At 67.3% G+C, this 24,920-nt stretch carries 26 protein-coding genes; 14 read left to right on the top strand and 12 right to left on the bottom strand.

The annotated features are described in order from the left end of the window. Positions 1 to 56: 56 nt before the first annotated feature. Complete coding sequence (locus ABFO07_RS06845) at positions 57 to 1,232, bottom strand: lactonase family protein (protein WP_347468646.1); 1,176 nt, start codon at positions 1,230 to 1,232, stop codon at positions 57 to 59. 232 nt (positions 1,233 to 1,464) lie between these two features. On the opposite strand from ABFO07_RS06845, the gene ABFO07_RS06840 reads away from it, so the two are divergent. Beyond that, a complete protein-coding gene (locus ABFO07_RS06840) occupies positions 1,465 to 3,294 on the top strand; it encodes a glycoside hydrolase family 15 protein (RefSeq protein ID WP_059883936.1) in 1,830 nt (609 codons plus the stop codon). 227 nt (positions 3,295 to 3,521) lie between these two features. After that, positions 3,522 to 4,985: a polyhydroxyalkanoate depolymerase gene (locus ABFO07_RS06835; protein WP_060149726.1), complete on the top strand. Its 1,464-nt coding sequence runs from the start codon at positions 3,522 to 3,524 to the stop codon at positions 4,983 to 4,985. 80 nt (positions 4,986 to 5,065) lie between these two features. On the opposite strand, the gene ABFO07_RS06830 is transcribed toward ABFO07_RS06835, so the two are convergent. Beyond that, positions 5,066 to 5,698, bottom strand: a complete 633-nt coding sequence (locus ABFO07_RS06830) for a TetR family transcriptional regulator (protein WP_059566322.1) — start codon at positions 5,696 to 5,698, stop codon at positions 5,066 to 5,068. A gap of 157 nt (positions 5,699 to 5,855) precedes the next feature. Between ABFO07_RS06830 and rsxB the strand changes: the two genes are divergently transcribed. Next, positions 5,856 to 6,797 carry an electron transport complex subunit RsxB gene (rsxB, locus tag ABFO07_RS06825; protein ID WP_059906418.1) on the top strand — a complete coding sequence of 314 codons (942 nt, stop codon included), beginning with the start codon at positions 5,856 to 5,858 and terminating at the stop codon, positions 6,795 to 6,797. Next, on the top strand, positions 6,794 to 7,438 hold the full coding sequence (gene nth, locus ABFO07_RS06820; protein WP_059566324.1) for an endonuclease III: 645 nt from the start codon (positions 6,794 to 6,796) through the stop codon (positions 7,436 to 7,438). The genes rsxB and nth overlap by 4 nt, the downstream gene beginning before the upstream one ends. Before the next feature lie 34 nt (positions 7,439 to 7,472). Here the strand turns inward: nth and ABFO07_RS06815 are convergent, their stop codons facing one another. Beyond that, positions 7,473 to 8,402, bottom strand: coding sequence for a DMT family transporter (locus ABFO07_RS06815; RefSeq protein ID WP_347468579.1), 930 nt, complete (start codon positions 8,400 to 8,402; stop codon positions 7,473 to 7,475). Between the two features lie 187 nt (positions 8,403 to 8,589). Between ABFO07_RS06815 and ABFO07_RS06810 the strand changes: the two genes are divergently transcribed. Next, the gene (locus tag ABFO07_RS06810) at positions 8,590 to 9,024 is read left to right on the top strand and encodes a DUF1841 family protein (protein WP_059566326.1); all 435 of its coding nucleotides are present in this window, start codon (positions 8,590 to 8,592) and stop codon (positions 9,022 to 9,024) included. 87 nt (positions 9,025 to 9,111) lie between these two features. Here the strand turns inward: ABFO07_RS06810 and ABFO07_RS06805 are convergent, their stop codons facing one another. Both ABFO07_RS06805 and ABFO07_RS06800 read right to left on the bottom strand, forming a co-directional pair. Next, positions 9,112 to 9,471, bottom strand: coding sequence for a c-type cytochrome (locus tag ABFO07_RS06805; RefSeq protein WP_059958213.1), 360 nt, complete (start codon positions 9,469 to 9,471; stop codon positions 9,112 to 9,114). A gap of 39 nt (positions 9,472 to 9,510) precedes the next feature. Beyond that, on the bottom strand, positions 9,511 to 9,870 hold the full coding sequence (locus ABFO07_RS06800; protein ID WP_059566328.1) for a c-type cytochrome: 360 nt from the start codon (positions 9,868 to 9,870) through the stop codon (positions 9,511 to 9,513). Between the two features lie 244 nt (positions 9,871 to 10,114). Here ABFO07_RS06800 and ABFO07_RS06795 point away from each other — a divergent pair, with 244 nt between their 5' ends. From ABFO07_RS06795 to ABFO07_RS06775, 5 genes are all read left to right on the top strand, one after another. Further along, positions 10,115 to 10,957 carry an AAA family ATPase gene (locus ABFO07_RS06795; protein ID WP_059566329.1) on the top strand — a complete coding sequence of 281 codons (843 nt, stop codon included), beginning with the start codon at positions 10,115 to 10,117 and terminating at the stop codon, positions 10,955 to 10,957. A 25-nt stretch (positions 10,958 to 10,982) separates the two neighbouring features. Further along, positions 10,983 to 12,158, top strand: a complete 1,176-nt coding sequence (locus tag ABFO07_RS06790) for a vWA domain-containing protein (RefSeq protein ID WP_059801911.1) — start codon at positions 10,983 to 10,985, stop codon at positions 12,156 to 12,158. Between the two features lie 49 nt (positions 12,159 to 12,207). Beyond that, positions 12,208 to 13,416 (top strand): benzoate/H(+) symporter BenE family transporter, encoded by a 1,209-nt coding sequence (locus ABFO07_RS06785; protein ID WP_124482180.1) that lies wholly within the window; start codon positions 12,208 to 12,210, stop codon positions 13,414 to 13,416. Positions 13,417 to 13,609: 193 nt separating this feature from the next. Continuing rightward, positions 13,610 to 14,563, top strand: a complete 954-nt coding sequence (gene tal, locus ABFO07_RS06780; protein ID WP_059801907.1) for a transaldolase — start codon at positions 13,610 to 13,612, stop codon at positions 14,561 to 14,563. A 184-nt stretch (positions 14,564 to 14,747) separates the two neighbouring features. After that, complete coding sequence (locus tag ABFO07_RS06775) at positions 14,748 to 15,200, top strand: VOC family protein (protein WP_059891835.1); 453 nt, start codon at positions 14,748 to 14,750, stop codon at positions 15,198 to 15,200. Positions 15,201 to 15,263: 63 nt separating this feature from the next. Here the strand turns inward: ABFO07_RS06775 and mctP are convergent, their stop codons facing one another. The 3 genes from mctP to ABFO07_RS06760 form a co-directional block, all read right to left on the bottom strand. Further along, positions 15,264 to 16,814: a monocarboxylate uptake permease MctP gene (gene mctP / locus ABFO07_RS06770; protein WP_060292351.1), complete on the bottom strand. Its 1,551-nt coding sequence runs from the start codon at positions 16,812 to 16,814 to the stop codon at positions 15,264 to 15,266. After that, on the bottom strand, positions 16,811 to 17,053 hold the full coding sequence (locus tag ABFO07_RS06765; RefSeq protein ID WP_059566335.1) for a DUF3311 domain-containing protein: 243 nt from the start codon (positions 17,051 to 17,053) through the stop codon (positions 16,811 to 16,813). Before ABFO07_RS06765 ends, mctP begins: the two co-directional genes overlap by 4 nt. A gap of 198 nt (positions 17,054 to 17,251) precedes the next feature. Next, entirely contained in the window at positions 17,252 to 18,169 is a 918-nt protein-coding gene (locus ABFO07_RS06760) for a hypothetical protein (RefSeq protein WP_059566336.1), read from the bottom strand. Here ABFO07_RS06760 and ABFO07_RS06755 point away from each other — a divergent pair. From ABFO07_RS06755 to ABFO07_RS06740, 4 genes are all read left to right on the top strand, one after another. After that, positions 18,168 to 18,434 carry a type II toxin-antitoxin system RelE/ParE family toxin gene (locus ABFO07_RS06755; protein WP_347468578.1) on the top strand — a complete coding sequence of 89 codons (267 nt, stop codon included), beginning with the start codon at positions 18,168 to 18,170 and terminating at the stop codon, positions 18,432 to 18,434. The two genes, ABFO07_RS06760 and ABFO07_RS06755, sit on opposite strands and share 2 nt — an antisense overlap. A 15-nt stretch (positions 18,435 to 18,449) precedes the next feature. Continuing rightward, positions 18,450 to 18,710 (top strand): hypothetical protein, encoded by a 261-nt coding sequence (locus tag ABFO07_RS06750; protein ID WP_059883944.1) that lies wholly within the window; start codon positions 18,450 to 18,452, stop codon positions 18,708 to 18,710. Between the two features lie 183 nt (positions 18,711 to 18,893). Then, positions 18,894 to 19,454: a hypothetical protein gene (locus ABFO07_RS06745; protein WP_059906412.1), complete on the top strand. Its 561-nt coding sequence runs from the start codon at positions 18,894 to 18,896 to the stop codon at positions 19,452 to 19,454. A gap of 33 nt (positions 19,455 to 19,487) precedes the next feature. Beyond that, complete coding sequence (locus ABFO07_RS06740; protein WP_059883946.1) at positions 19,488 to 20,075, top strand: hypothetical protein; 588 nt, start codon at positions 19,488 to 19,490, stop codon at positions 20,073 to 20,075. Between the two features lie 51 nt (positions 20,076 to 20,126). Here the strand turns inward: ABFO07_RS06740 and ABFO07_RS06735 are convergent, their stop codons facing one another. The 4 genes from ABFO07_RS06735 to ABFO07_RS06720 form a co-directional block, all read right to left on the bottom strand. Continuing rightward, positions 20,127 to 20,603 (bottom strand): DNA-deoxyinosine glycosylase, encoded by a 477-nt coding sequence (locus tag ABFO07_RS06735; protein ID WP_059883947.1) that lies wholly within the window; start codon positions 20,601 to 20,603, stop codon positions 20,127 to 20,129. Then, on the bottom strand, positions 20,603 to 21,199 hold the full coding sequence (locus ABFO07_RS06730) for a chorismate--pyruvate lyase family protein (RefSeq protein WP_347468577.1): 597 nt from the start codon (positions 21,197 to 21,199) through the stop codon (positions 20,603 to 20,605). The genes ABFO07_RS06735 and ABFO07_RS06730 overlap by 1 nt, the downstream gene beginning before the upstream one ends. Positions 21,200 to 21,207: 8 nt before the next feature. Beyond that, positions 21,208 to 23,106: a molecular chaperone HtpG gene (gene htpG / locus ABFO07_RS06725; protein WP_059566340.1), complete on the bottom strand. Its 1,899-nt coding sequence runs from the start codon at positions 23,104 to 23,106 to the stop codon at positions 21,208 to 21,210. Between the two features lie 132 nt (positions 23,107 to 23,238). Further along, positions 23,239 to 24,696, bottom strand: a complete 1,458-nt coding sequence (locus tag ABFO07_RS06720) for a PLP-dependent aminotransferase family protein (RefSeq protein ID WP_060149723.1) — start codon at positions 24,694 to 24,696, stop codon at positions 23,239 to 23,241. Positions 24,697 to 24,920 lie beyond the last annotated feature (224 nt).

Genomic DNA, 24,920 nt, shown 5'->3' with positions numbered 1-24,920 from the left:
GCGAAGGGCGCTGCATCGGCAGCGCCCTTCGCACATCCGCGGCGTCGATCCCCGCTTTACAGCGCCGGCACCAGCTTGAAGTCGACCGGCTTGCCGACCGCGACCTTCTGCGGATTCGCGTCGAGCCTGCCGGTTTCGACATCGCGCTTGAACACGTAGAACGTGTCGCTGTCCTGGTTGCCGACGATCAGCCACTTGCCGGTCGGATCGATCAGGAACTCGCGCGGCGTCCTGCCGAGGCTCGACTGCCGGCCGACCGTCTTCAGCCGGCCGTCCGCCGGGTTCACCGCGTAGATCACGATCTCGTTCGCGTCGCCGCGGTTGCTCGCATAGAGGAACCGGCCGTCCGGCGACAGGTGGATCGCCGCGCCGCCGACCTTGCCCTTGAAGCCCGGCGCGGCCATCGGCACGGTCTGCACCGGCGTCAGCTTGCCGTCCTGGTAGCCGAACACCTCGACCGCCGCGTTCAGCTCGCTCGTCACGTACGCATGGCGGCCGTTCGCGCCGAACACCATGTGGCGCGGGCCCGAACCGGTCTTCACCGGCGTGTAGCGCGTGTCGGTCGGGCTGATCAGCCCGCGGCTGCCGTCCACCGTGTAGCGGTAGCCGAAGATCTTGTCCGCGCCGAGATCCTGCACGAACAGGTAGCGCCCGTCCGGCGAGAACGCCGTCGAGTGCACGTGCGCGCCGTCCTGGCGGCCCTTCACGGGCCCGCTGCCTTCGTGGTGCACGGCCAGCGCGGCCGGGCTCACCGCGCCGTCGTCGCGCAGCGGGAACACCGCGAAGCTGCCGCCCGGGTTCGCCGCGACCGAGTAGTTCGCGCCCACGAGGTACTTGCCGTCCGGCGACAGGCTCAGGTGGCACGGGTCGTTCCCTTCCGACGACACGCGGTCGATGAACGTGAGCGCGCCCGTCTTCGCGTCGAAGCGGAACGCGCTGATGCCGCCGCGCTGGTCGGCCGGCCCGTTGTCGCCGGGCAGCTCGTTGACCGCGTACACGGTGCGGCCGTCGCGGCTCGGCAACAGGTACGACGGATTGACCGTCTTCGCCGACGACAGCGGCGCGACGCTGCCCGTCTTCGTGTCGAAGCGGTACACGTAGATGCCGTCGCTGCCGCCATCGGTGTAGGTGCCGACGAGCAGGTTGTAGACGCCGTCGGCCGGAGCCTGCGCGGGCTGTTGCGCAAACGCATGCGTCGCGGATAAGGAGAGCACGATCGCGAAACCTTTCATCCAGTGAGCGAACCTACGCGGAAACCCTCGAGTCGAAGCGCGCGCGTCGCCGGCGCGAAAACGGTTGGGCATTGAATCCTCCTTGCATCGAGCCGCTTCAAGTGTTGATATGTGACGAAACGCCGGCCGTACGCGTTTCGCCGCCCGGCCGAGTATACGGGCCGCCGCGTCCGGGCGTGAAGCCCGCGGCGGCGCCGTCCGCCATGTGAACTCGCAACCAGGATTGCCGCCCATGCCTGCCCTGATCGAAGACTACGCCCTCGTCGGCGACGGCCACACGGCCGCGCTGATCGCGAAAGACGGCTCCGTCGACTGGCTGTGCTGGCCCCGCTTCGATTCGGGCGCCTGTTTCGCGGCCCTCGTCGGCACCCCCGAGCATGGCCGCTGGCTGCTCGCGCCGGCCGCCGACGCCGCGATCACGCACGCGACGCGCCGCTATCGCGGCGACACGCTGATACTCGAAACCGATTACGAGAGCGCCGACGGCGCCGTCACCGTGATCGACTTCATGCCGCCCGGCAACGGCTGGTCGGAGCTCGTGCGGATCGTCGTCGGCCGGCACGGCACGATGAAGATGCGCATGGAGCTGGTGTTGCGCTTCGACTACGGTTTCTCGATTCCGTGGGTCACGCAGCTGTCGCGCGAGGACGGCGTGAAGGCAATCGCGGGGCCCGACACCGTCGTGCTGCGCACGAGCGTGCCGCTCACCGGCAAGAACCTGCACACGCTCGCCGAATTCACGGTGAGCGCCGACGAACGCGTGCCGTTCTCGCTCGGCTATGCGCCGTCGCACCTGCGCCTGCCGCCCGCGCGCGACCCGCTGTCGATGCTCGCGCGCACCGAGAACTACTGGCTCGAATGGTCGGGGCGCTGCCAGGTGCAGGGCCGCTACGCGGCCGCGGTGCGCCGCTCGCTGATCACGCTGAAGGCGCTCGCGTACGAGCCGACGGGCGGGATCGTCGCGGCGCCGACCACGTCGCTGCCCGAGAAGATCGGCGGCAACCGCAACTGGGACTACCGCTACTGCTGGCTGCGCGACGCGACGATCACGCTGCTCGCGCTGATGCGCGGCGGCCACTACGACGAGGCGCGCGCGTGGCGCACCTGGCTCGGCCGCGTGATGGCCGGCTCGCCCGAGCAGATCCAGATCATGTACGGCATCGCCGGCGAGCGCCGGCTGCCCGAAATGGAGCTCGACTGGCTGCCCGGGTATCAGGATTCGAAGCCGGTGCGGATCGGCAACGGCGCCGCGAACCAGCTGCAGCTCGACGTGTTCGGCGAAGTGATGGCGGCGCTGCACCTCGCGCGGGTGGGCGGCCTGCAGGCCGACGACACGGTATGGTCGGTGCAGTGCACGCTGCTCGACCATCTCGAGAAGATCTGGCAGGAGCCCGACGAAGGCATCTGGGAAACGCGCGGCGGCCGCCGCCATTTCACGTTTTCGAAGGTAATGGCGTGGGTCGCGTTCGACCGCGCGATCAAGTCTGCGGAAATGTTCCGCCTGCCGGGCGCGCTCGAGCGCTGGCGCGCGCTGCGCGACCGCATCCACGCGGACGTCTGCGCTAACGCGTGGCATGAAGGCAAGCAGGCGTTCGCGCAGAGCTACGGCAGCGACGAACTCGACGCGAGCGTGCTGCTGATGCCGCTGCTCGGCTTCCTGCCGCCCGACGATCCGCGCATCGCCGGCACGGTCGACGCGATCGAGCGCGAATTGCTGCACGACGGCCTCGTGCTGCGCTACCGCACGTCCGAGTACGACGACGGCCTGCCGCCCGGCGAAGGCACGTTTCTCGCGTGCAGCTTCTGGCTCGTCGACAACTACGCGCTGCTCGGCCGGATCGACGAGGCGCATCGGCTGTTCAGCCGGCTGCTGTCGCTGTCGAACGACCTCGGGCTGCTCGCCGAGGAATACGACCCGGTCGACGGGCGCCTCGTCGGCAACTTCCCGCAGGCGTTCTCGCATGTCGCGCTCGTGCACACCGCGATGAACCTGATGCACCACGAGGAAGCGATGGCGCGCGCGGCCGGCCAGCCCACGGCGGCCATGGCCACCGGGCGCTGAACCCGGGCGGCCGCGCCTTCGTCATGGAACGTCAAATCGCAAAAAATTCATGAAAAATCAGGGAAATGTTGCATTGCACCACCCTACTTTGTCCGATATGATCGACGGCGATTGAGCGGCCGCGTCGAGCGGCCGCCGCGCAGCATGGCCGATCCCTGACCCACACGGCGCGCCGCGACGCCCGACGCCGCCCTCGCGCACCGTCCCCCCACGCGGGAGTTGTTTGCATGCTTTACCAACTGCATGAATTCCAGCGGGCGATGCTGAGCCCGCTCACGGCCTGGGCCCAGGCCGCGTCGAAATCGTTCGCGAACCCGTCCAGCCCGTTCTCGCTGATGCCCGGCGCGACGCGCATGGCCGCCGCGTACGAATTGCTGTACCGGCTCGGCAAGGATTACGAGAAGCCCGAGTTCAACCTGCACCAGATCGTCAAGGACGGCCACAACATCCCGATCGTCGAGCAGACGATCGTCGAGAAGCCGTTCTGCCGGCTGCTGCGCTTCAAGCGCTACTCGGACGACGCCGACGCCGTCACGCAGCTCAAGGACGAGCCGGTCGTGCTGGTCTGCGCGCCGCTGTCGGGCCACCACTCGACGCTGCTGCGCGACACGGTGCGCACGCTGCTGCAGGATCACAAGGTCTACATCACCGACTGGATCGACGCGCGGATGGTGCCGGTCGAGGTCGGCCCGTTCCACCTGCACGACTACATCGCGTACATCCAGGAGTTCATCCGCCACATCGGCGCGCGCAACCTGCACGTGATCTCGGTGTGCCAGCCGACGGTGCCGGTGCTCGCGGCGATCTCGCTGATGGCGAGCCGCGGCGAGGACACGCCGCTCACGATGACGATGATGGGCGGCCCGATCGATGCGCGCCGCAGCCCGACGTCGGTGAACTCGCTCGCGACCCAGCACTCCACCGCGTGGTTCGAGAACAACGTGATCCACACGGTGCCCGCGAACTACCCGGGCGAAGGCCGCCAGGTCTATCCGGGCTTCCTGCAGCACGCGGGCTTCGTCGCAATGAACCCGGAACGCCACGCGCAATCGCACTGGGATTTCTACCAAAGCCTGCTGCGCGGCGACGAGGACGACGCCGAGGCGCACCGCTCGTTCTACGACGAATACAACGCGGTGCTCGACATGGCCGCCGAGTACTACCTGGAGACGATCCGCATCGTGTTCCAGGAATTCCGCCTCGCCGAAGGCACGTGGGAAGTCGCCGGCGAGCTCGTGCGCCCGCAGGACATCAAGCACACCGCGCTGATGACGATCGAGGGCGAACTCGACGATATTTCCGGCAGCGGCCAGACCCACGTCGCACACGAGCTGTGCACGGGCATCCCGCAGGACCATCGCCGCAACCTGACCGCGGAGAAATGCGGCCACTACGGGATCTTCTCGGGCCGCCGCTGGCGCACGATCATCTACCCGCAGTTGCGCGACTTCATCCGCGAGCACGCGCCGGAGCCGAAAAACGGCGCCGCGAAGGATCGCCCGGATGCGCCGGCGGCCGCGAAGCTCGCCGCCGTGCCGACCACACCGGCCGCGCCGGCCAAGACGGCTACCGCAAAACGCGCGCGCACGAAGGCGCCCGCCGCAGCTGCACCGGCCGCACCGGCGAAAGCCGCCGCCGTGAAGCGCAGCGCCGCGCGCGCGAAACCGGCCCGCGCCCGCAAGGCCGCCTGACGCGCCGCGCGCCCAACGAAAAACGCCGCCATGCGTGAAGCACGGCGGCGTTTTTTCATCCGGCGGCCCGCGGCCGGCGCTCAGCGCCGCAGCAGGTACGCGAGCAGCACCTCGGTGTTCATCCTGACCATCTCCGCGCGCTCGTCGGGCTGGGTGAAGTCGCGGCCGAGCGTCGCCGCGAGCGTGAAGCGGTTGGATACGATGTAGTAGCCGAGCCCCGACAGGGTCACGTAGAAGCGCAGCGGATCGACGTCGGTGCGGAACAGCCCGGCCTTCTGGCCGCGCGTGAGCACGTTGCCGAGCATCGCGACGATCGGCGAGATCATTTCGCGAATCCGCGACGACTTGTGCAGGTAGCGGGCCTCGTGCAGGTTTTCGTTGTTGATGAGCCGCAGCAGCTCGGGATGGTCGCGATAATAGTCCCACACGAAATGCGCGAGCCGCGTGATCGCCTCGACCGGCGCGACACCGTCCAGGTCGAGCACGCGTTCGGCGTCGGTCAACGCGGAAAACGCATGTTCGAGCACCGCGGTGAACAGTTGCTCCTTGCTGCCGAAGTAGTAATAGAGCATGCGCTCGTTGGTTTCCGCCCGGCGCGCGATCTGGTCGACGCGCGCGCCAAACAAGCCCCCACTCGCGAATTCCTCGGCCGCTGCCATCAGGATGCGGCGACGGGTGCCTTCAGGATCTCTTTTGATTTTTGGCTGATTCATGGTGGCGTGTTTTGCTATGTGAGCCGCGTCATCCGGATCGGTCGCCACGCCGCGTCTGCGTTGGCGACCCTCGAACGGGCACGCCGCGCACGGCGTCCCTCCTGCTGCGCCCCTGCAAAAAGCGCTTCGATTATGCGCACAGACGCCGTCAAGCGCAATGCGGGAAATCGGCGATAATCGTGATTTGGCAAACCTTTCCGGCCGCGCCCGCCGCGGCCGAGAGACATTCGGCGCATCGGCGCCCGCTGTCACCGTGACCGATTCCAAGACACTCGCAGATCGCATCGAAGATCTGCTTCCCCAGACTCAATGCACGAAGTGCGGCTATGAAGGCTGCCGCCCGTATGCCGACGCGATCGCCGCCGGCGACGCGAACTACAACCAGTGCCCACCGGGCGGCGCCGAAGGCGTCGCGCGCCTCGCGCGCCTGCTCGGCAAGCCGGTGATCCCGCTGAACCCGGTCAACGGCGAAGAACGCCCGCGCCCCGTCGCGGTGATCGACGAAAGCCTCTGCATCGGCTGCACGCTGTGCATGCAGGCTTGCCCGGTCGACGCGATCGTCGGCGCACCGAAGCAGATGCACACGGTGATCGCCTCGCTCTGCACCGGCTGCGATCTTTGCGTGCCGCCCTGCCCGGTCGACTGCATCGCGATGGTGCCCGTCACGGGCGAGCACACCGGCTGGGACGCATGGACCCAGGCGCAGGCCGACGCCGCCCGCGAACGCCACGACCGCCGCCTCGCGCGCGAGCGCCGCGAACGCGAAGCGGCCGAGGCGCGCGCGGCCGCGCGCCGCTCGGCGAGCGCCACGGCCCAGCCGGCCGCCGCGCAGCCCGATGCCGCGAGCGATGCCGACGCGAAGAAACGCGCGATCATCGCCGCCGCGCTCGAACGCGCGCGCAAGAAGAAGGAAGAACTCGCCGCGCAGGGCGACGCGCCGAAGAATACCGACGGCGTGAGCGCCGCCGTCCAGGCGCAGATCGATGCGGCCGAGGCGCGCCGCAAGCGGCTTGCCGAACAGCAGGCGCAGGACACCGGCGCAGCGGCGCCCGAACCCGATGACGGCCCGCCGGCGCCGTCCGACAAGACACCACGATGAACGCCAGCAAACGACGCGCGATCTTCGAAACGCTGCAGAGCCTCAATCCGAATCCGACCACCGAGCTCGAATACTCGACGCCGTTCGAACTGCTGATCGCGGTGCTGCTGTCCGCGCAGGCCACCGACGTGTCGGTCAACAAGGCAATGCGCAAGATGTTCCCGGTCGCGAACACGCCGCGACAAATTGTCGCGCTCGGCGAGGAAGGTGTCGCCGAGTACATCAAGACGATCGGGCTCTACCGCACCAAGGCGAAGAACGTGGTCGCCACGTGCCGGATCCTGCTCGAGCAGTACGGCGGCGAGGTGCCGGCCGATCGCGAGGCGCTCGAGAGCCTGCCGGGCGTCGGCCGCAAGACCGCGAACGTCGTGCTCAACACCGCGTTCGGGCATCCGACGATCGCGGTCGACACGCACATCTTCCGCGTCGCGAACCGCACCGGCCTCGCGCCCGGCAAGGACGTGCGGGCCGTCGAAGCCGCGCTCGAGAAGTTCACGCCGAAGGAATACCTGCAGGACGCGCATCACTGGCTGATCCTGCACGGCCGCTACGTGTGCAAGGCGCGCAAGCCCGAATGCTGGCACTGCGCGATCGAGCCGCTGTGCGAGTTCAGGCCGAAGACGCCGCCGCCGGCCGATTGATTCGCCGCGCCGGGCATCGTGCCGGCCGGGTGGATTACGCGTTGGACGTCGCCGTCGCGTCGTCGGCCGCGGCGCCGCCTGCCCGCACGAGCGCCAGCACCGCCGCGAGGATCGCCGCGCCGCCGGCCCACTGCAGCGGCGACAGCGCTTCGCCGAACAGCAGCGCCGCGAGCGCGACGGTCACGACCGGCTCGAGCGTCGACAGCATCGACGTGCGCGCCGCGCCGAGCCGTTCGAGCCCCGCGAAGAACGCGATCATCGCGGCCACCGTCGACACCAGCGCGATCGCCAGCATCGTCGCCCAGCCGCCCGCCGTCGCGGGCCAGTGCGGCGGCGCGCCGAGCACCGTGCTGCGCGCCACGGCGATCAGCACGAGCATCCCGGTTGCCGACACGCAGATGATCGCGGTCGTCGCGAGCGGGTCGATCCCGCGCGTCGCCCGGGTGCCGGCGACGATGTACAGCGAATAGATCACCGCGGCCGCGAGCGCCAGCGCGATGCCGAGCGGCTCGCCGTGCCCGCCGCCGACCATCAGCGCCGAACCCGCGACGCACAGCACGAGCGCGACGACCTTGGCGCGCGTGAGCCGCTCGCCGAGCCACCACGCGGCGAGCAGCGTGACGAACGCCGGATACAGGTACAGCAGCAGCGCAACGAGGCTCGCCTGCGCGTGCTGCAGCGCGCTGAAGTAGCAGAACGACTGGCCGACGTAGCCGAGCGCGCCCATCGCGACGAGCGGCGCGAGCGCCCGGCCGCGCGGCCATGCGACGCCCCGGTGCCGGGCGATCGCGGCCAGCACCGCGCCGCCGATCGCGAAGCGCACGATCAGCAGGCCGAGCACGTCGACGCCGCCCGCATACGCGTAGCGGCCGAAGATCGCCATCGCGCCGAACGCAGCGGCGGACAACGCGACGTAGAGCGCGCCCTGCAGGGCGCCGGACGGTGAGCGGGCGGTGACGGTCATGGCAACACGAATGCGGTGGAATGGGGTGAAGCGACGGATGTCGCAGGAGTGTATCGGCGGCGCGGCACGCGGCCCAGCCCGCGCTTACCCGCAAGCGCCGCCGCCCCCCGCCGCCAGCACCGTCCGCCGACCCGGCGTACAATGCGCGACGCGGCATGAGGCCGCGAGAATCCCGACGTTCCCCACCATGTTCAATCCGAGCCGCGACGACGTGCGTCGCTTTTTCATCGACACCTGGCGCAAGCAGCGCGCCGGCGAAATCCTGACCCCGCTGGAAGCGATCGCGGCCGACTGGATCGTCGAACACCCCGAATACCACGCCGAACTCGAGGACGCCGACGGCGCGGCCACGCGCAACTATGCGCCCGAGGAAGGCCGCACCAACCCGTTCCTGCACCTGTCGATGCACCTCGCGATCAGCGAGCAGCTGTCGATCGACCAGCCGCCGGGGATCCGCGCCGCGCACGACAAGCTGGCGGCCAGGCTCGACTCGACGCACGACGCGCAGCACGCGATCATGGAATGCCTCGGCGAGACGATCTGGGAAGCCCAGCGCACCAACACGCCGCCGGACACCGACGCGTACCTGCAGCGCATCCTGCGCCGCGCGTCGCGCGACTGAGCCGGGCGCCGGCCGCGCGCGGACAAAAAAATACCCCGCCTCGGCGGGGTATCTTGCGCAGCCCGGGCCCGCACGGGCCCGCGACGCTTACTTCTTGAACACCAGGTCGCCCTTCAGCGACTCGATGTAGGCCGCGATGTCCTTCATGTCGCTGACCGACAGGTTCTGCACCTGCGCCTGCATGATCGCGTTGTTGCGGCCGAGCAGCGGGTTCGCCACGCCCATCTGGTACTGGCGCATCGCCCAGACGAGGTAGTCGGCGTGCTGGCCGGCGAGGCGCGGATACTCGGCGTTGATCGGCTGGTTCATCTTTGCGCCGTGGCAGGCCGCGCAGTTGTGCGACTCGACCAGCTCCTTGCCCTTCGTCAGGTCGGCCGCGTGCGCGCTGCCGATCGCGAGGCCGGCGGCGAACGCGATCGCCGCCGCCGTCTTGAATGCGTTGTTCATGAATGCTCCTATCCCGCGTGTGAGATCAGCAAGCGGCGCTTACTTGTAGGGATTGTCTTTCGTGTCGGCCTTCTGCACGGCGTAGTAGGCCGCCAGATCGGCGATGTCCTGATCCGTCAGCGAGCCGGCGATCGCGTTCATCGACGGGAAGTGACGATCCTTCTTGCGGTAGGCTTGCAGCGCATTCGCGAGGTATTGCTCGTTCTGGCCGCCGAGGACCGGCACCCGGTAGACCTCCGGATAGGCCGTGCGGTAGCCGTCGATGCCGTGGCAGCCGATGCACATGGCGGCCTTGCTCGCCCCGTCCTTCGGGTTGCCGACCACACCGGCCGCCTGCGCGCTGCCCGCGAGCGCCACGAGCGCTGCGACAACAACGTGTTTGCCGACGAATTTGTTCATAGCTCTTGTAACCTAGCTTGAGGGGAAACTGGCGCCAAAGCGGCAACGGCCCGCGCCGTTTTGCTTATCGGGTCGCCACGCAGGCCAAAAAAACGGCCAGATTGTACCGCGACGGCGGGGAATGCGTCCATACAGCTTCCCGGCCCGCCCCGCCGCGGCCCAGCAACGATACGCGGCCGCCGGCGAAGCCGACAGCCCTTCTGACTTATACTGGGATTTTTTCGCGAACGGGAAGAGCGCCGCCATGCGTTTCGAAGGGTCCTCGCACTACGTCGCCACCGACGATCTGAAGCTCGCGGTCAACGCCGCGCTGACGCTGCAACGCCCGCTCCTGATCAAGGGCGAACCCGGCACCGGCAAGACCATGCTCGCCGAGGAAGTGGCCGCCGCGCTCGGCATGCCGCTGCTGCAGTGGCACATCAAGTCGACCACGAAGGCGCAGCAGGGCCTGTACGAATACGACGCCGTGTCGCGGCTGCGCGACTCGCAGCTCGGCGACGAACGCGTGAAGGACATCGCGAACTACATCGTGAAGGGCGTGCTGTGGCAGGCGTTCGACGCCGAGCAGCCGACCGTCCTGCTGATCGACGAGATCGACAAGGCCGACATCGAATTCCCGAACGACCTGCTGCGCGAGCTCGACCGGATGGAATTCCACGTGTACGAGACCCGCCAGACGGTGCGCGCGAAGCACCGCCCGCTCGTGATCATCACGTCGAACAACGAGAAGGAGCTGCCCGACGCGTTCCTGCGCCGCTGCTTCTTCCACTACATCCAGTTCCCCGACGCGTCGACGATGCAGAAGATCGTCGCGGTGCACTACCCGAACATCCGCGAGGAGCTGCTGCACGCGGCGCTCGAGAGCTTCTTCGAGCTGCGCGGCGTGTCGGGCCTGAAGAAGAAGCCGTCGACGTCCGAGCTGCTCGACTGGCTGAAGCTGCTGCTCGCCGAGAACATTCCGCCGGAATCGCTGCGCGGCACCGATCGCAAGCAGATCGTGCCGCCGCTCGTGGGCGCGCTGCTGAAGAACGAACAGGACCTGAGCCTGTTCGAGCGGCTCGTCTACATGAACCAGCGCAACCGGTAAGCGCACAACCCGCAAAGGCCCGGCCATGCTGCTCAATTTCTTCTACGCGCTGCGCGCAGCGAAGCTGCCCGTCTCGGTGAAGGAATACCTGACGCTGCTCGAATCGCTGAAGGCCGGGCTGATCGCGCCGTCGATCGACGCGTTCTACTACCTCGCGCGCATGACGCTCGTGAAGGACGAGCAATACTTCGACAAGTTCGACCAGGCGTTCGGCGCGTACTTCCACGGCGTGTCCGCGCTGCCGGCCGACGCGTTCGACGTCCCGCTCGACTGGCTCGAGAAACGGCTCGAGCGCGAGCTGTCGCCGGAGGAAAAGGCGCAGATCGAAGCGATGGGCGGGCTCGACAAGCTGATGGCGCGCCTGAAGGAACTGCTCGACGAGCAGAAGGAGCGGCACGAAGGCGGCAACAAGTGGATCGGCACCGGCGGCACGTCGCCGTTCGGGCACGGCGGCTACAACCCGGAAGGCATCCGCATCGGCGGGCCGTCGAACGGCAACCGCACCGCGGTCAAGGTGTGGGAAGCGCGCGCGTTCCGCGACTACGACGATTCGGTCGAGATCGGCACGCGCAACATCAAGGTGGCGCTGCGGCGGCTGCGCCGCTTCGCGCGCGAAGGCGCGGCCGAGGAGCTCGACCTGCCCGGCACGATCCGCAGCACCGCCGCGAACGCGGGCTGGCTCGACCTGCGGATGGTGCCCGAGCGCCACAACAACGTGAAGGTGCTGATGCTGCTCGACGTCGGCGGCTCGATGGACGACCACATCAAGCGCACCGAAGAGCTGTTCTCCGCCGCGAAGGCCGAATTCAAGCACCTCGAGTTCTTCTACTTCCACAATTGCGTGTACGACCACCTGTGGAAGAACAACCGCCGCCGCCACGCGGAGCGCACCGCGACCTGGGACGTGCTCCACAAGTTCACGCCCGACTACAAGCTGATCTTCGTCGGCGATGCGACGATGAGCCCGTACGAAGTGCTGCAGCCGGGCGGCTCGGTCGAATACAACAACCCCGAGGCCGGCGCGGTATGGCTGCGGCGGCTCGCCGACCAGTTCCCCCATCACGCGTGGCTGAACCCCGAGCCCGAGCGACTATGGGAATACCGCCAGTCGGTCGCGGTGATCCGCGACCTGCTCGGCCAGCGCATGTATCCGCTCACGCTCGCGGGCCTCGAAACCGCGATGCGCGCACTCAGCAAATAACACCTGACGGCGGCCCCGCCCTCGCGGGCCGCGTTCCCCCGGAGTCACCATGAACCCGCCATCCGTCGCGGACACGGGCCGCGCGAGCGGCCGTTTTTTCTCGGATACCTCGGTATCCGCGCTCGTCGCCGGTTTCGTCGCGATGATGACCGGCTACACGAGCTCGCTCGTGCTGATGTTCCAGGCCGGCCGCGCCGCGCACCTGAGCGACGCGCAGATCTCGTCGTGGATCTGGGCGCTGTCGATCGGCATGGCGGTGACGACGATCGGCCTGTCGCTGCGCTTTCGCGCGCCCGTCGTCGTCGCGTGGTCGACGCCCGGCGCCGCGCTGCTGGTCGCGTCGCTGCCCGGCGTGCCGTATGCCGAGGCGATCGGCGCGTTCATCGTCTGCGCGCTGCTACTGACCGCGGTCGGCGTGAGCGGCCTGTTCGACACGCTGATGCGCCGGATTCCCGCCGGCATCGCCGCCGCGCTGCTCGCCGGCATCCTGTTCGAGATCGGCATCGAGATCTTCCGCGCCGCGCAGCACCAGACCGCGCTCGTGCTCGCGATGTTCTTCACGTACCTGATCGTCAAGCGCGCGGCGCCGCGCTATGCGATCGTCACGACGCTCGCCGTCGGCACCGTGGCCGCCGGCATGCTCGGCCTGCTCGACTTCAGCCGGTTCCACGTCGCGTTCGCGAAGCCGGTGTTCACGGTCCCGGCGTTCTCGATCGCGTCGATCGTCAGCATCGGCATTCCGCTGTTCGTGGTCGCGATGGCGTCGCAGAACGTGCCGGGCATCGCGGTGCTGCGCGCGGACGGCTACCCGACGCCGTCGTCGCCGCTGATCGCGACGACCGGCCTCGCGTCGCTCGTGCTCGCGCCGTTCGGCTCGCACGGCGTGAACCTCGCGGCGATCACCGCCGCGATCTGCACCGGCCCCGAGGCGCACGAGGATCGCGCGAAGCGCTATACGGCCGCGGTGTGGTGCGGCACGTTCTACCTGGTTGCCGGGATTTTCGGCGCGACGATCGCCGCGCTGTTCGCCGCGCTGCCGAAGGCGCTCGTCGTGTCGGTCGCCGCGCTCGCGCTGTTCGGCTCGATCATGAGCGGCCTCGCGAACGCGATGCAGGACGCGAAGCAGCGCGAGGCCGCGCTCGTCACGTTCATGGTCACCGCGTCGGGCCTCACGCTGCTGTCGATCGGCTCGGCGTTCTGGGGGCTCGTCGCGGGGGTCGTCACCCAGGTGATCCTCAACGCGCGCCGCCCGGCATGACGCCCGGGCGCGCGCGTCGCGGTGGGCGCAAACAGCATTCCCGCACGATCGTCCGCCGTGCGAAACATGCGCGACGCGAATCGGGCCTAGAATAACGGATCGGAAGCGGCGCCCCGCGCGCCGCTTCGCTTCGCCGCCGCGCACGCGCGGCCCGTGGGAACCCCGGCGCATCGCGCCCTCTTCTCGAATCGCCATGACTACCGCACTCGACCAGCTCAAGCAGTACACCACCGTCGTCGCCGACACGGGCGATTTCCAGCAGCTCGCGCAATACAAGCCGCAGGACGCGACCACGAACCCGTCGCTGATCCTGAAGGCCGTGCAGAAGGATGCGTACAAGCCGATCCTCGAAAAAACCGTCCGCGATCACCGCAACGAAAGCACCGACTTCATCATCGACCGCCTGCTGATCGCATTCGGCACCGAGATCCTGAAGCTGATCCCGGGCCGCGTGTCGACCGAGGTCGACGCGCGCCTGTCGTTCGACGCACAGCGCTCCGTCGATAAGGCGCACGAACTGATCAAGCTCTACGAAGCCGCCGGCATCGGCCGCGAGCGCATCCTGATCAAGCTCGCGTCGACGTGGGAAGGCATCCGCGCGGCCGAGGTGCTGCAGAAGGAAGGGATCAAGTGCAACATGACCCTGCTTTTCTCGCTGGTGCAGGCCGCCGCGTGCGCGGAAGCCGGCGCGCAGCTGATCTCGCCGTTCGTCGGCCGCATCTACGACTGGTACAAGAAGCAGGCCGGCGCCGAGTGGGATGAAGCGACGAACGGCGGCGCGAACGATCCGGGCGTGCAGTCGGTGCGCCGCATCTACACGTACTACAAGACCTTCGGCTATGGCACCGAGGTGATGGGCGCGAGCTTCCGCACGACGAGCCAGATCGTCGAGCTCGCCGGCTGCGACCTGCTGACCATCAGCCCCGATTTGCTGCAGAAGCTGCAGGACAGCAACGAGACGGTCGCGCGCAAGCTGTCGCCGGAAACCCTCACGGACGCGCCGGCCGCGCGTGTAGCAATCGATGAGCCTGCCTTCCGCTTCCAGCTGAACGACGACGCGATGGCGACCGAGAAGCTCGCCGAAGGCATCCGCACGTTCGCCGCCGATGCGGTGAAGCTCGAGAAGCTGATCGACGCGCTGCGCTGACGCGTCAGCGGCTGGCAGCAGCGCTGTCAGCTGACGACAGCAGCCACGCCGGAAACGGCCGCGAACCGCGTGTTCGCGGCCGTTTTATTTTTCATGCCTCGGTCAACCTCGCGCACTACAATCCACGTCACGGGCGCGTCGGCCGCTTCCCGATGCGCCCTTCCCGTTCAACAGGAGACAGACGATGCGAGTCGAACCGTATTTGACTTTCTACGGACAGGCCGAAGCAGCACTTCAGTTCTACGAAAAAGCACTCGGCGCGAAGACGATGTTCAAGATGCATTTCAAGGACGCGCCGCCGAACCCCGAGCACCCTGTCACGCCCGAGATGGCGGACAAGATCATGCATGCGAGCTTCACGATCGGCGAGTCGACGATCATGTGCTCGGACGGCGATTGCCGCAATACGGGCGGTACGCACACCGGCTATTCGCTGTCGCTGAACCCGTCGACCGTCGACGAAGGCAAGAAGCTGTTCGACGCGCTCGCCGACGGCGGCGAGGTGACGATGCCGTTCGGGAAGACCTTCTGGGCGCTCGGTTTCGGAATGCTGAAGGACCGCTTCGGCATCCAGTGGATGGTCAACGTCGAGGATCTGTCGCAGCGCGACGAGCTCGCGCAGCGCGCAAAGGGCTGACGAGAAAAACCGCCCACCACCTTCCGGTGGCGGGCGGTTTTGTTTTTGCGCGCACGCAGCGCGTCAGCCTTCGACGACGTCCAGATAATCCTCCGGCCGCGTGCGGTCTTCCGCATGCGACATGCCCATCACGCGCACCAGCACGCTGACGACGATCGCGACGACGAGGTTCACGACCAGCGACCACACCGCCGCATACCCGGGAATCGCATAGCCGAACAGGTGGATCGTGAAGATCGAGCTCGCGAGCTTCAGCGAGGCCGCCATCCACGTGCCGCACACGATGCCCGCGGCCCAGCCGGCCAGCAGGCCGCGATAGTCGAGCATGCGCGTGTAGAGGCCGAGCACGATCGCGGGCAGCGTCTGGATGATCCAGATGCCGCCGAGCAGCTGCAGCTGGATCGCATAGGTCAGCGGCAGCCCGAGGATGAATGCGACCGCCCCCACCTTCACGATCAGCGACACGAGCTTCGCGACGTGCGTCTCCTGCTCGTGCGTCATGTTGCGATTGACGAACTCGCGGTGGATGTTGCGCGTGTACAGGTTCGCGGCCGCGATCGACATGATCGCCGCCGGCACCAGCGCACCGATGCCGATCGCCGCGAACGCGATGCCGACGAACCACGACGGGAAATACTCGAGGAACAGCGCGGGCACCGCGAAGTTCGGGCCGAACGCCTTGAAGTACGGCGCGTACTGCGGCATGTCCTTCACGCCCGACGCGAGCGCCATGTAGCCGAGCAGCGCGAGCAGGCCGAGCACGAACGAGTACGCGGGCAGCATCGCCATGTTGCGGCGGATCGAGTTGCCCGACGACGACGACAGGATCGCCGTGACCGAATGCGGATACAGGAACAGCGCGAGCGCCGAGCCGATCGCGAGCGTCGCGTATGCGCTGAAGCCGTTCAGACTTGCGGCGTCCGGCGCCTTCAGCAGCAGCTTCGCGGGCGGCACATGGCCGAAGATCTGGCCGAAGCCGCCGAGCTTCGCCGGAATCACGATGACTGCCGCGGCGATCGTGATGTAGATCAGGATGTCCTTCACGATCGCGATCATCGCGGGCGCGCGCAGGCCCGACGTGTACGTGTATGCGGCGAGGATCGCGAACGCGATGATCAGCGGCAGGTCGCCGACGAAGCCGGTCGTGTCGAAGCCGAGCGCGCCGATCACGACCTCGATGCCGACGAGCTGCAGCGCGATGTACGGCATCGTCGCGAGGATGCCCGTCACCGCGATCGCGAGCGCGAGCATCCGGCTGCCGTAGCGCGCGTTGACGAAGTCGGCGGACGTCACGTAGCCGTGCCGCTTCGCGATGCTCCACAGCTTCGGGAACACCACGAACGCGAACGGATAGATCAGGATGGTGTACGGCAGTGCGAAGAAACCCATCGCGCCCGCGCCGAACACCAGCGCCGGCACCGCGACGAACGTGTACGCGGTGTACAGGTCGCCGCCGAGCAGGAACCACGTGACGACGGTGCCGAAGCGGCGGCCGCCGAGGCCCCATTCGTCGAGATGCGCGAGATCGCCGCGCCGCCAGTTCGCGGCGAGAAAGCCGATGATCGTGACGCCGATGAACAGCAGGACGAAGACGAAGGTAGCGGCAAGATTCATCGACCGTCTCCTTGCGTGCCGCCTGCCTTCCACGCGTTCTTGGTCTTGAAGTAGACGAGCGCGGTGATCACCGCGCTAATGAAAACCCACAGCAGCTGATACCAGTAGAAGAACGGAAAGCCGAACCATTGCGGATCGACCTTGTTGTACGACGGCACCCAGACCATCGCGATCAGCGGCAGCACCAGCAGCCAGAGCCAGCGCTTGGCGGCCCGGTTGGCGTCGGCATCGTGAGCCATGACGTCTCCTCATCATTCCCGGTTGTCGGTTTTCTTGAACGGGTACGGCGGCGAGAGGAGCGGCGAAACGGGTAAGCTGCGGCTCCCCTGGCTTCGCGCCAGTATAGGAGCCGCAAGCGGCCGGTCAAGCAGGGACGAACCCGAGGTGATCCGTCCCCGCCGAGCGGTTGCGCCGGCATGCTGCCGGCGCATGAAGCGTCAGATGGCGAACGCGGCCGCGCGCGGCGCAACCGACGCTTTCAAAGCTTTCACCCACTTGCGCGCGGGCAGCTTCAGCGTGTCCTCGATCAGCGCCGCGCGCGCGTCGAGCTGCGCGAACGGCACGTCGAGCGCGGGGCCCGAGAATGCGAGCGCGATCCGGTTGCCGTCGTGCACTTCGGGCAGCGCGATCACGCGGTTGTCGAACGCCGTGTTCAGGTGCTTCATGTTGCGCACGAAGCTCGGATGGTCGCCGAACAGGTTGATCGTCGCGATGCCCGCGTCGGCGAGGCAGCCGCGCACCGCGCGGTAGAACGCGACGCTGTCGAGCACCGGGCCGCGCGCGGTGGCGTCGTACAGGTCGATCTGCAGCGCGCCGATGGTGCCGCGGTTGGCCGGTTCGTTGACGAAATCCCACGCGTCGGCTTCGTGCACGGCGAGGCGCGCGTCGTCGGGCGGCAGCGCGAACATCGTGTGCGCGGCGACGATCACGGCCGGGTTCAGCTCGACGGCCTCGACCTTCGCCTGCGGCAGGAAGCGGTGCGCGAACTTGGTCAAGGCGCCCGTGCCGAGCCCGAGCTGCACGACGCGCTCGGGGGTTTCGAGGAACAGCAGCCACGCCATCATCTGCTGCGCGTATTCGAGCTCGATGTGCAGCGGCTTGGAAATCCGCATCGCACCCTGCACCCATTCGGTGCCGAAGTGCAGAAAGCGCACGCCGCCCTCTTCGGAGAACGTAACGGGCGCGAAGCGCGGCTTGCGCGGCGCTTCGAGCACGGGCACGTCGTCGTGTTCGTCGATGTCGGTGCGGCGCTTCACGCGCGGCGGCCGGAGTTTCGCGGAGCCGTTGTACGCGGACGGTTCGTCGCGCTTGAATGCGCGCGCCTCGGCGGACGCGCGCTTGATCAGTCGGGTCATGGATGAATCTCGCAGGGGTGAGGCGGGTTTTGCGGACGAGAGGATAGCATTGGTGCGAGGCGGCGAGCTGCCGAACGCTTCCGGAATCGCAACACTCGAATCGCCGCCGTTCACCTGCCGCAAAGTCCATCCATCGATGCCATTTCTGCGGAAACTGATCATTCCGTTCGGTGCAGCCGGCTATGTTGCGTTGTTCGGGATCGACGACAGCCGAACGGTAACGATCCTCGCAGTACGTCGACAGAGAGAAAGCAACTACCACTGACGACGGGAGGATCGCATGGACCCGAACTCGAAGACGATCTGGTTCCCGGCCAAGCGCTACGGGTGGGGATGGGGTTTGCCGGTCACCTGGCAAAGCTGGGGGGCGCTGCTTCTGTACATGCTCGGACTCGTCGCGAGCGTGTGGCTTCTGCCGCCGAACCGGGTGCCATATGCGTTCGGCGCGTGCGTTGCGGAGTTGTCCGCCGCGCTGATTGCCATTTGCTCGGTGAAAGGCGAGAAACCGGGATGGAAATGGGGCGACGGCGATCGAAACTGAGTGGCGTCGCTCACCCGCCGCGCGATTCAAGATTTGCGATTCCGTGCCGATATTTCCGAACGGAGGCCAAATCGAATTCCACCAGACAAAACCTCACGCTTATATCCGCCGATCGCGCGCCGGGCGACATTGCTTTACACGTCCCCGTGTAAGCCGACTTTAGCAATCAAAGGTAATTCAAATATGCCCAACGTTGTCCGTACAGTCGGCCTGATCGTGCCGATCGTGTTATTGAGCGCGTGTTCGATGATCGCTCCGCCGTATTCCCCCGCTGTCGACAATATTCAGTCGCTCAAGAATGCCACGACCGCGCACGCGAAAATCGGCGCGTTCGAATCCCGCCCGGATACCACCAATCGGTACCCGGTCCCCCTGCGCGCAAACCTGATGAAGTCCCCGGTCGGGGATTCGTTCGGCGCCTATCTTGCCGACGCGATGACGAAGGAATTGCAGATGGCCGGCAAGCTTTCCGCGCAAAGCGATGTCGAGATCAAGGCGACGCTACTGGAAAACGACATCGACGTCGGCATGGCCACCGGCGCCGCGAGACTGTCGGCGCGCTTCATCGTGATGCGCGCCGGCGCAGTGCGCTACGACCAGGTCAAATCCGCGCACACGCAATGGGATTCGGCGTTCGCGGCAATGATTGCCGTACCGAAAGCACGCGAAGAATATCCGCTCGCCGTGCAAAAGCTGCTCGGCGAGCTATATGCCGATCCCGCCTTCCTCGAGGCAATTCAATAACGTTATCAACCACACCACGAGAGACCAAGCACAATGGCATTGATTCGAATGATTGCAGCAGCAGCCGTGGTCGCGGCATTATCCGGCTGTGCGCACGAAATTTCGCTGACCGGCGACGCGAGCAAGATTCCGGCTCTGTCGACCTCGCCACTCGACAAGACAGTGGGTCTTGTCATCACGGATGATCAGTTGTCGCGGGAAGTGATTACGCCCGGCGGCGGCGGCGACAAGGTGAGCTATCGCCCGTACCACGACCTCGAATTGCCGATTTACGTCGGTCTCGGCCACGTATTCAAGAATGTGACCAAGCTCAAGAGTGCGCCGGACGCGGCAACGATTCAGGCCAAGCATCTCGATTACGTGATCACGCCGACGATCAAGACGACGTCGTCGTCCCCCAGCCCCTTCACGTGGCCGCCCACGGACTTCTCGGTCACGCTCGCCTGCACCGTGGCGGACCCGAGCGGCCAGACCGTTGTCACCGCGGACGTGACGGGTACCGGCCACGCGGAGTTCAGTGAATTCAAGCGCAACTTCGGCCTGGCCGGGCAGCTTGCAACGGCCGATGCGGTGTCCAAGCTGCAATCCGCGCTGGCAAAGGCACCCGAATTGCAAAAGTAGAGTTGCAGGAACGGCGCGGCTGAAACGACCGACGGTTCGGTCGCGCCGCGGTCAGCCGCGGATTCCTTGCCAGAAGACGAGCTTCTGCTCGAACGAAAGCATCGCATTCGCCGGGCTCGACGAAGGCAGCACCAGCGTCTCATATCCCGCCGCGCCGATCACTTCCGCAAACCGCCCCGCCGTCTTGCCGTTGAAACACACCCTCTTCAGCAGCGGCGCATGCTCGCGCAACGAATCGAAGTCATTCGGCTTCGCATGGCGAATCGCCGAATCGAGACTGCCTTCGCGATGGCACGCGGCGAGCACGTCCCAGATGCCGATGCCATGTGTGAGCACGCGTTCGAGCCGCGCGTCATACGCGAGTTCGTGCAGCGCCGGCTCGCCCAGCACCGTACCCAGCAACCGCCAGAACTGATTGCGCGGATGCGCGTAATACTGCGCCGCATCGAGCGACGCCTCGCCGGGAAAGCTGCCGAGGATCATCGTATGCGTGTCCGGCCCCACGACCGGCGGAAAGCCTTGCAGCATCACGCGCCCTCGACCGATCCGCCCGGGCGCGGCCCGTCGCCATACGCATCGATATGCCGCCACAGCGCGGGCAGCATGCATTCGGTCACCATCAGCGGCGCACCGTGCCGCTGGAACACCGAGCGCCGCGCGGCGAACGCATGCGGCGCCCGGGCGCCGGCAAGCGCGTGCGTCGCGAGCGCATACAGCGGATGGCCGGCGATCACGCGCCGGCTGACGAGCGTCGAGCGCTCGACCTGCGGATCGCTGTACAGCAGCTCGGCGAGCGGCCGCGTGCGCAGCCGCCGTATCGCCTGCCAGATCCCCTTGCTCGCGGCGAGCGGCGCGATGCTGTGCGCGGCGATGTACGGCGTACCGTCGACCGACAGGATCACCTCGCGCACCCACATCGGCGCGCGCGGCGCGCTGGCGAGCGCCGCATGCTCGTCGAACCACGGGCAGTCGACCGCCTCGCGGGTCACGCGCACCGTCACGCGGCCGAGCCGCGCGAGGTGCGCGGTCAGCGAGCCGCCGCGCGTCAGCCAGTCGCGCTGGTCGAGCGTGCAGCCGGGCCGGGGCGTCTCGCGCCAGCCCGCCCGGGCGCCGTCGAATCGCATCCGCGCAGTCACGCGGTGCGCGACAGCAGCAGCGCGTTGGTCCGCTTCACGAAGCTGGCTGGATCGTCGAGCGTGCCGCCTTCAGCCAGCAGCGCCTGGTCGAACAGCAGGTGGCACCAGTCGCCGAAGTCGGCGCTGTCTGCGCTCAGCTGCTTCACGAGCGCGTGCTCGGGGTTGATCTCGAGGATCGGCTGCATCGCCGGCGCGTTCTGGCCGGCCGCCTTCAGCATCCGCTGCAGGTAGCCGCTCATGTCGTTGTCGTCCGCGACAAGGCACGACGGCGAATCGGTCAGGCGGAACGTGACGCGCACGTCCTTCACCTTGTCGCCAAGCGCTTCCTTCATCTTGTCGACCACCGGCTTGATCGCCTCGCCCGCCTCGTCCTGCGCCTTCTTCTCGTCGTCGTTCAGCGCGCCGAGATCGAGGTCGCCGCGCGCGACGCTCGCGAGCGGCTTGCCGTCGAAGTCATGCAGGAACGACAGCATCCACTCGTCGACGCGGTCGGTCAGCAGCAGCACCTCGACGCCCTTCTTGCGGAACACCTCGAGGTGCGGGCTGTTCTTCGCGGCCTGCCATGCATCGCCGGTCACGTAGTAGATCTTGCTCTGCTCGGGCTTCATGCGCGCGACGTAGTCGGCGAGCGACACGTCCTGCGCGTCGCTGTCGCCGTGCGTCGACGCAAAGCGCAGCAGCTTCGCGATGCGTTCGCGGTTCGCGTGATCCTCGCCGAGGCCTTCCTTCAGCACCTGGCCGAACGCGCGCCAGAACGTCGCGAACTTCTCCTTGCCGGCATCGTCCTCGGCGTTCGCGAGCTCTTCGAGCATCGACAGCACGCGCTTGGTCACGCCTTCGCGGATCGCCTTCACGTCGCGGCTTTCCTGCAGGATCTCGCGCGACACGTTGAGCGGCAGGTCCGCCGAATCGACCACGCCCTTCACGAAGCGCAGGTACTGCGGCAGCAGCTGCTCGGCGTCGTCCATGATGAACACGCGCTTCACGTACAGCTTCAGGCCGCCGCGGTAGTCGCGGTTCCACAGGTCGAACGGCGCGTGCGACGGCACGAACAGCAGCTGCGTGTATTCGCTGCGGCCCTCGACGCGGTTGTGCGTCCACGCGAGCGGATCCTGGTGGTCGTGCGCGATGTGCTGGTAGAACTGCTGGTACTGCTCGTCGGTGATGTCGCTCTTCGAGCGGGTCCACAGCGCGCTCGCCTGGTTGACGGTCTCGTCCTCGTCCTTCAGGACCATCTCGCCCTTTTCCTGATCCCACTCTTCCTTCTGCATCAGGATCGGCAGCGCGATGTGATCCGAGTATTTCTGGACGATCGACTTCAGACGGTGCGACGACAGCAGCTCGTCCTCGCCCTCGCGCAGGTGCAGCGTGATCGTCGTGCCGCGCTGCGCGCGCTCGATCGCGTCGACCGTGAAGTCGCCCTCGCCCGCGCTTTCCCAGCGCACGCCTTCGCTTGCCGGCAGGCCCGCGCGGCGGGTCTCGACGCTGATCTTGTCCGCGACGATGAAGCCCGAGTAGAAGCCGACGCCGAACTGGCCGATCAGCGCCGCGTCCTTCTGCTGGTCGCCGGACAGCTTCGAGAAGAATTCCTTGGTGCCCGAGCGCGCGATCGTGCCGAGGTTCGCGATCGCCTCGTCGCGGCTCATGCCGATGCCGTTGTCTTCGATGGTGATCGTGCGCGCGGCCTTGTCGTAGCCGATGCGGATGCGCAGGTTCGGATCGTTCTCGTAGAGCGCGTTGTTCGCGAGCGCCTCGAAGCGCAGCTTGTCAGCCGCGTCCGACGCGTTCGACACCAGTTCGCGCAGGAAGATTTCCTTGTTGCTGTAAAGCGAATGAATCATCAGGTGGAGGAGCTGCTTGACCTCTGCCTGAAAGCTCATCGTTTCGTGTGCCATGGATGCGGTTTCCTCTTACTTGAACTTGAATGGTGTGAGCCCGGTGCCCGGCGCGCGGCACCGGGCGGGCAATGCGCGCCTATCTGGGGACGGCCGACGCGATTTCAAGGGCCGCGGGTGGGCGGCGCGGCGTCACGACGCCCGCCGCGCGACCGATTCCAGATACCGCGACAAAAACGCCGGCAGCGCCGGATCGCCGCAGTTCGCGATATTGAACCGCGTCCACGTCGACGGCGACTGCTGCGGCGAGAACAGGCTGCCCGGCGTCAGCAGGAAGCCTTCCTCGTGCGCGGCCGCCGCGAGTGCGTCCGAATCGACGCCCGTGTCGGCCCACAGGAACATCCCCGCGGCAGGCGCCGTGAACAGGCGCAGGCCCGTGCGCTCGAGCATCCGCGCGGTCTTGTCGCGCACGCCGTCGAGCCGCGCGCGCAGCCGCTCGACGTGGCGCCGGTAATGCCCTTCGGTCAGGATCTTGTACAGCACGCGCTCGTTGAGCTCGGGCGTCGTCATGCCCACCAGCATCTTCTGGTCGGTGATCGCCTTCGCGATCTCCGGCGCGCACGCGACGTAGCCGACCCGCAGGTTCGCCGCGAGCGTCTTCGAATAGCTGCCGAGGTAGATCACGCGCTTGAGCTGGTCGAGGCTCGCGAGCCGCGTCGCCGGATAGCTCGGCGGGCACAGGTCGCCGTACACGTCGTCCTCGACGACGAGGAAATCGTACGCCTCCGCGAGCTTGAGGATCCGGAACGCCTGCGCGGCCGACAGCGACGTGCCGGTCGGGTTCTGCAGCACCGAGTTGACCACGAGCATCTTCGGCCGCCACATCTGCACGAGCGTCTCGAGCGCGTCGAGATCGGGGCCGTCCGGCGTGTACGGCATGCCGACGAGCTGCGCGCCCTGCGCGGCGAAGCGGCCGAACATCTGGAACCACGCCGGATCGCCGACGATCACCGCGTCGCCCGGGCGCACGTAGATCCGCGAAATCAGGTCGATCGCCTGCGTGATGCCCGACACGAGCACGAGCTGGTCGGGCGTCACGCCGATCTCGACTTCGGCGAGCCGCGTCTGCAATTGCTGGCGCAGCGGCAGGAAGCCCTGCGCGGTGCCGAAGCCGAGCATCTGCGCGCCGGCCTGCCGCCCGAGCGCGCGCAGCGCGCCGGTGATCAGCTCGCCGTCGAGCCAGCGGCCCGGCAGGTAGCCGAGCCCCGGCCCCTTTTCCGGGCTGACGGTGTGCAGCATGTTGCGCAGCAGCCAGACGACGTCGATCGTGTTGTGCACGGGCGCCGCCTCCGCGCCGCGCGCGCCCGGCTCGACCGGCTGCGGGCCGGCCACGCGCTCGCGCACGTAGAAGCCCGAGCCGCGCCGCGAATCCAGGTAGCCCTGCGCGACGAGGCGCTCGTAGGCCTCGACGACGGTGAAACGCGACACGCTCTTGTCGAGCGCGAGCTTGCGGATCGACGGCATCCGCATGCCGGGCCGGAACACGCGCTCGTCGATGCGGCGCCGCGCCCACTGGACCAGCTGATCGACCAGCGTGAGCGTGGCGGAATCGTGCGGGGCGGGAATCTGCGCGAGTGGGACGATGGACATGAAGGTCGCTCCAACTGTACCGAAGGGTATCGCGGCGATTGTACCGTTACTGTGCCGGTCCGCACGATTACAGTGGATCGCATCGGGCACTGCGTGCCAGCCGCGTACCGGCCGTTTCCCCCGCCAGGCAACGCGCAGCGGCCGGCACCCGCACGGGATCGCCGGCCGCTCGCCCACCATTACACTTGCGTTTGTTTCGACGTTCATGGCAGCCCGTCCCGTGA

This window comes from Burkholderia stagnalis (assembly GCF_039848545.1).
Classification (GTDB): domain Bacteria; phylum Pseudomonadota; class Gammaproteobacteria; order Burkholderiales; family Burkholderiaceae; genus Burkholderia; species Burkholderia stagnalis.
The sequence above is the reverse complement of the archived record's forward strand: the minus strand, read 5'-3'. Positions and strand labels throughout refer to the sequence as shown.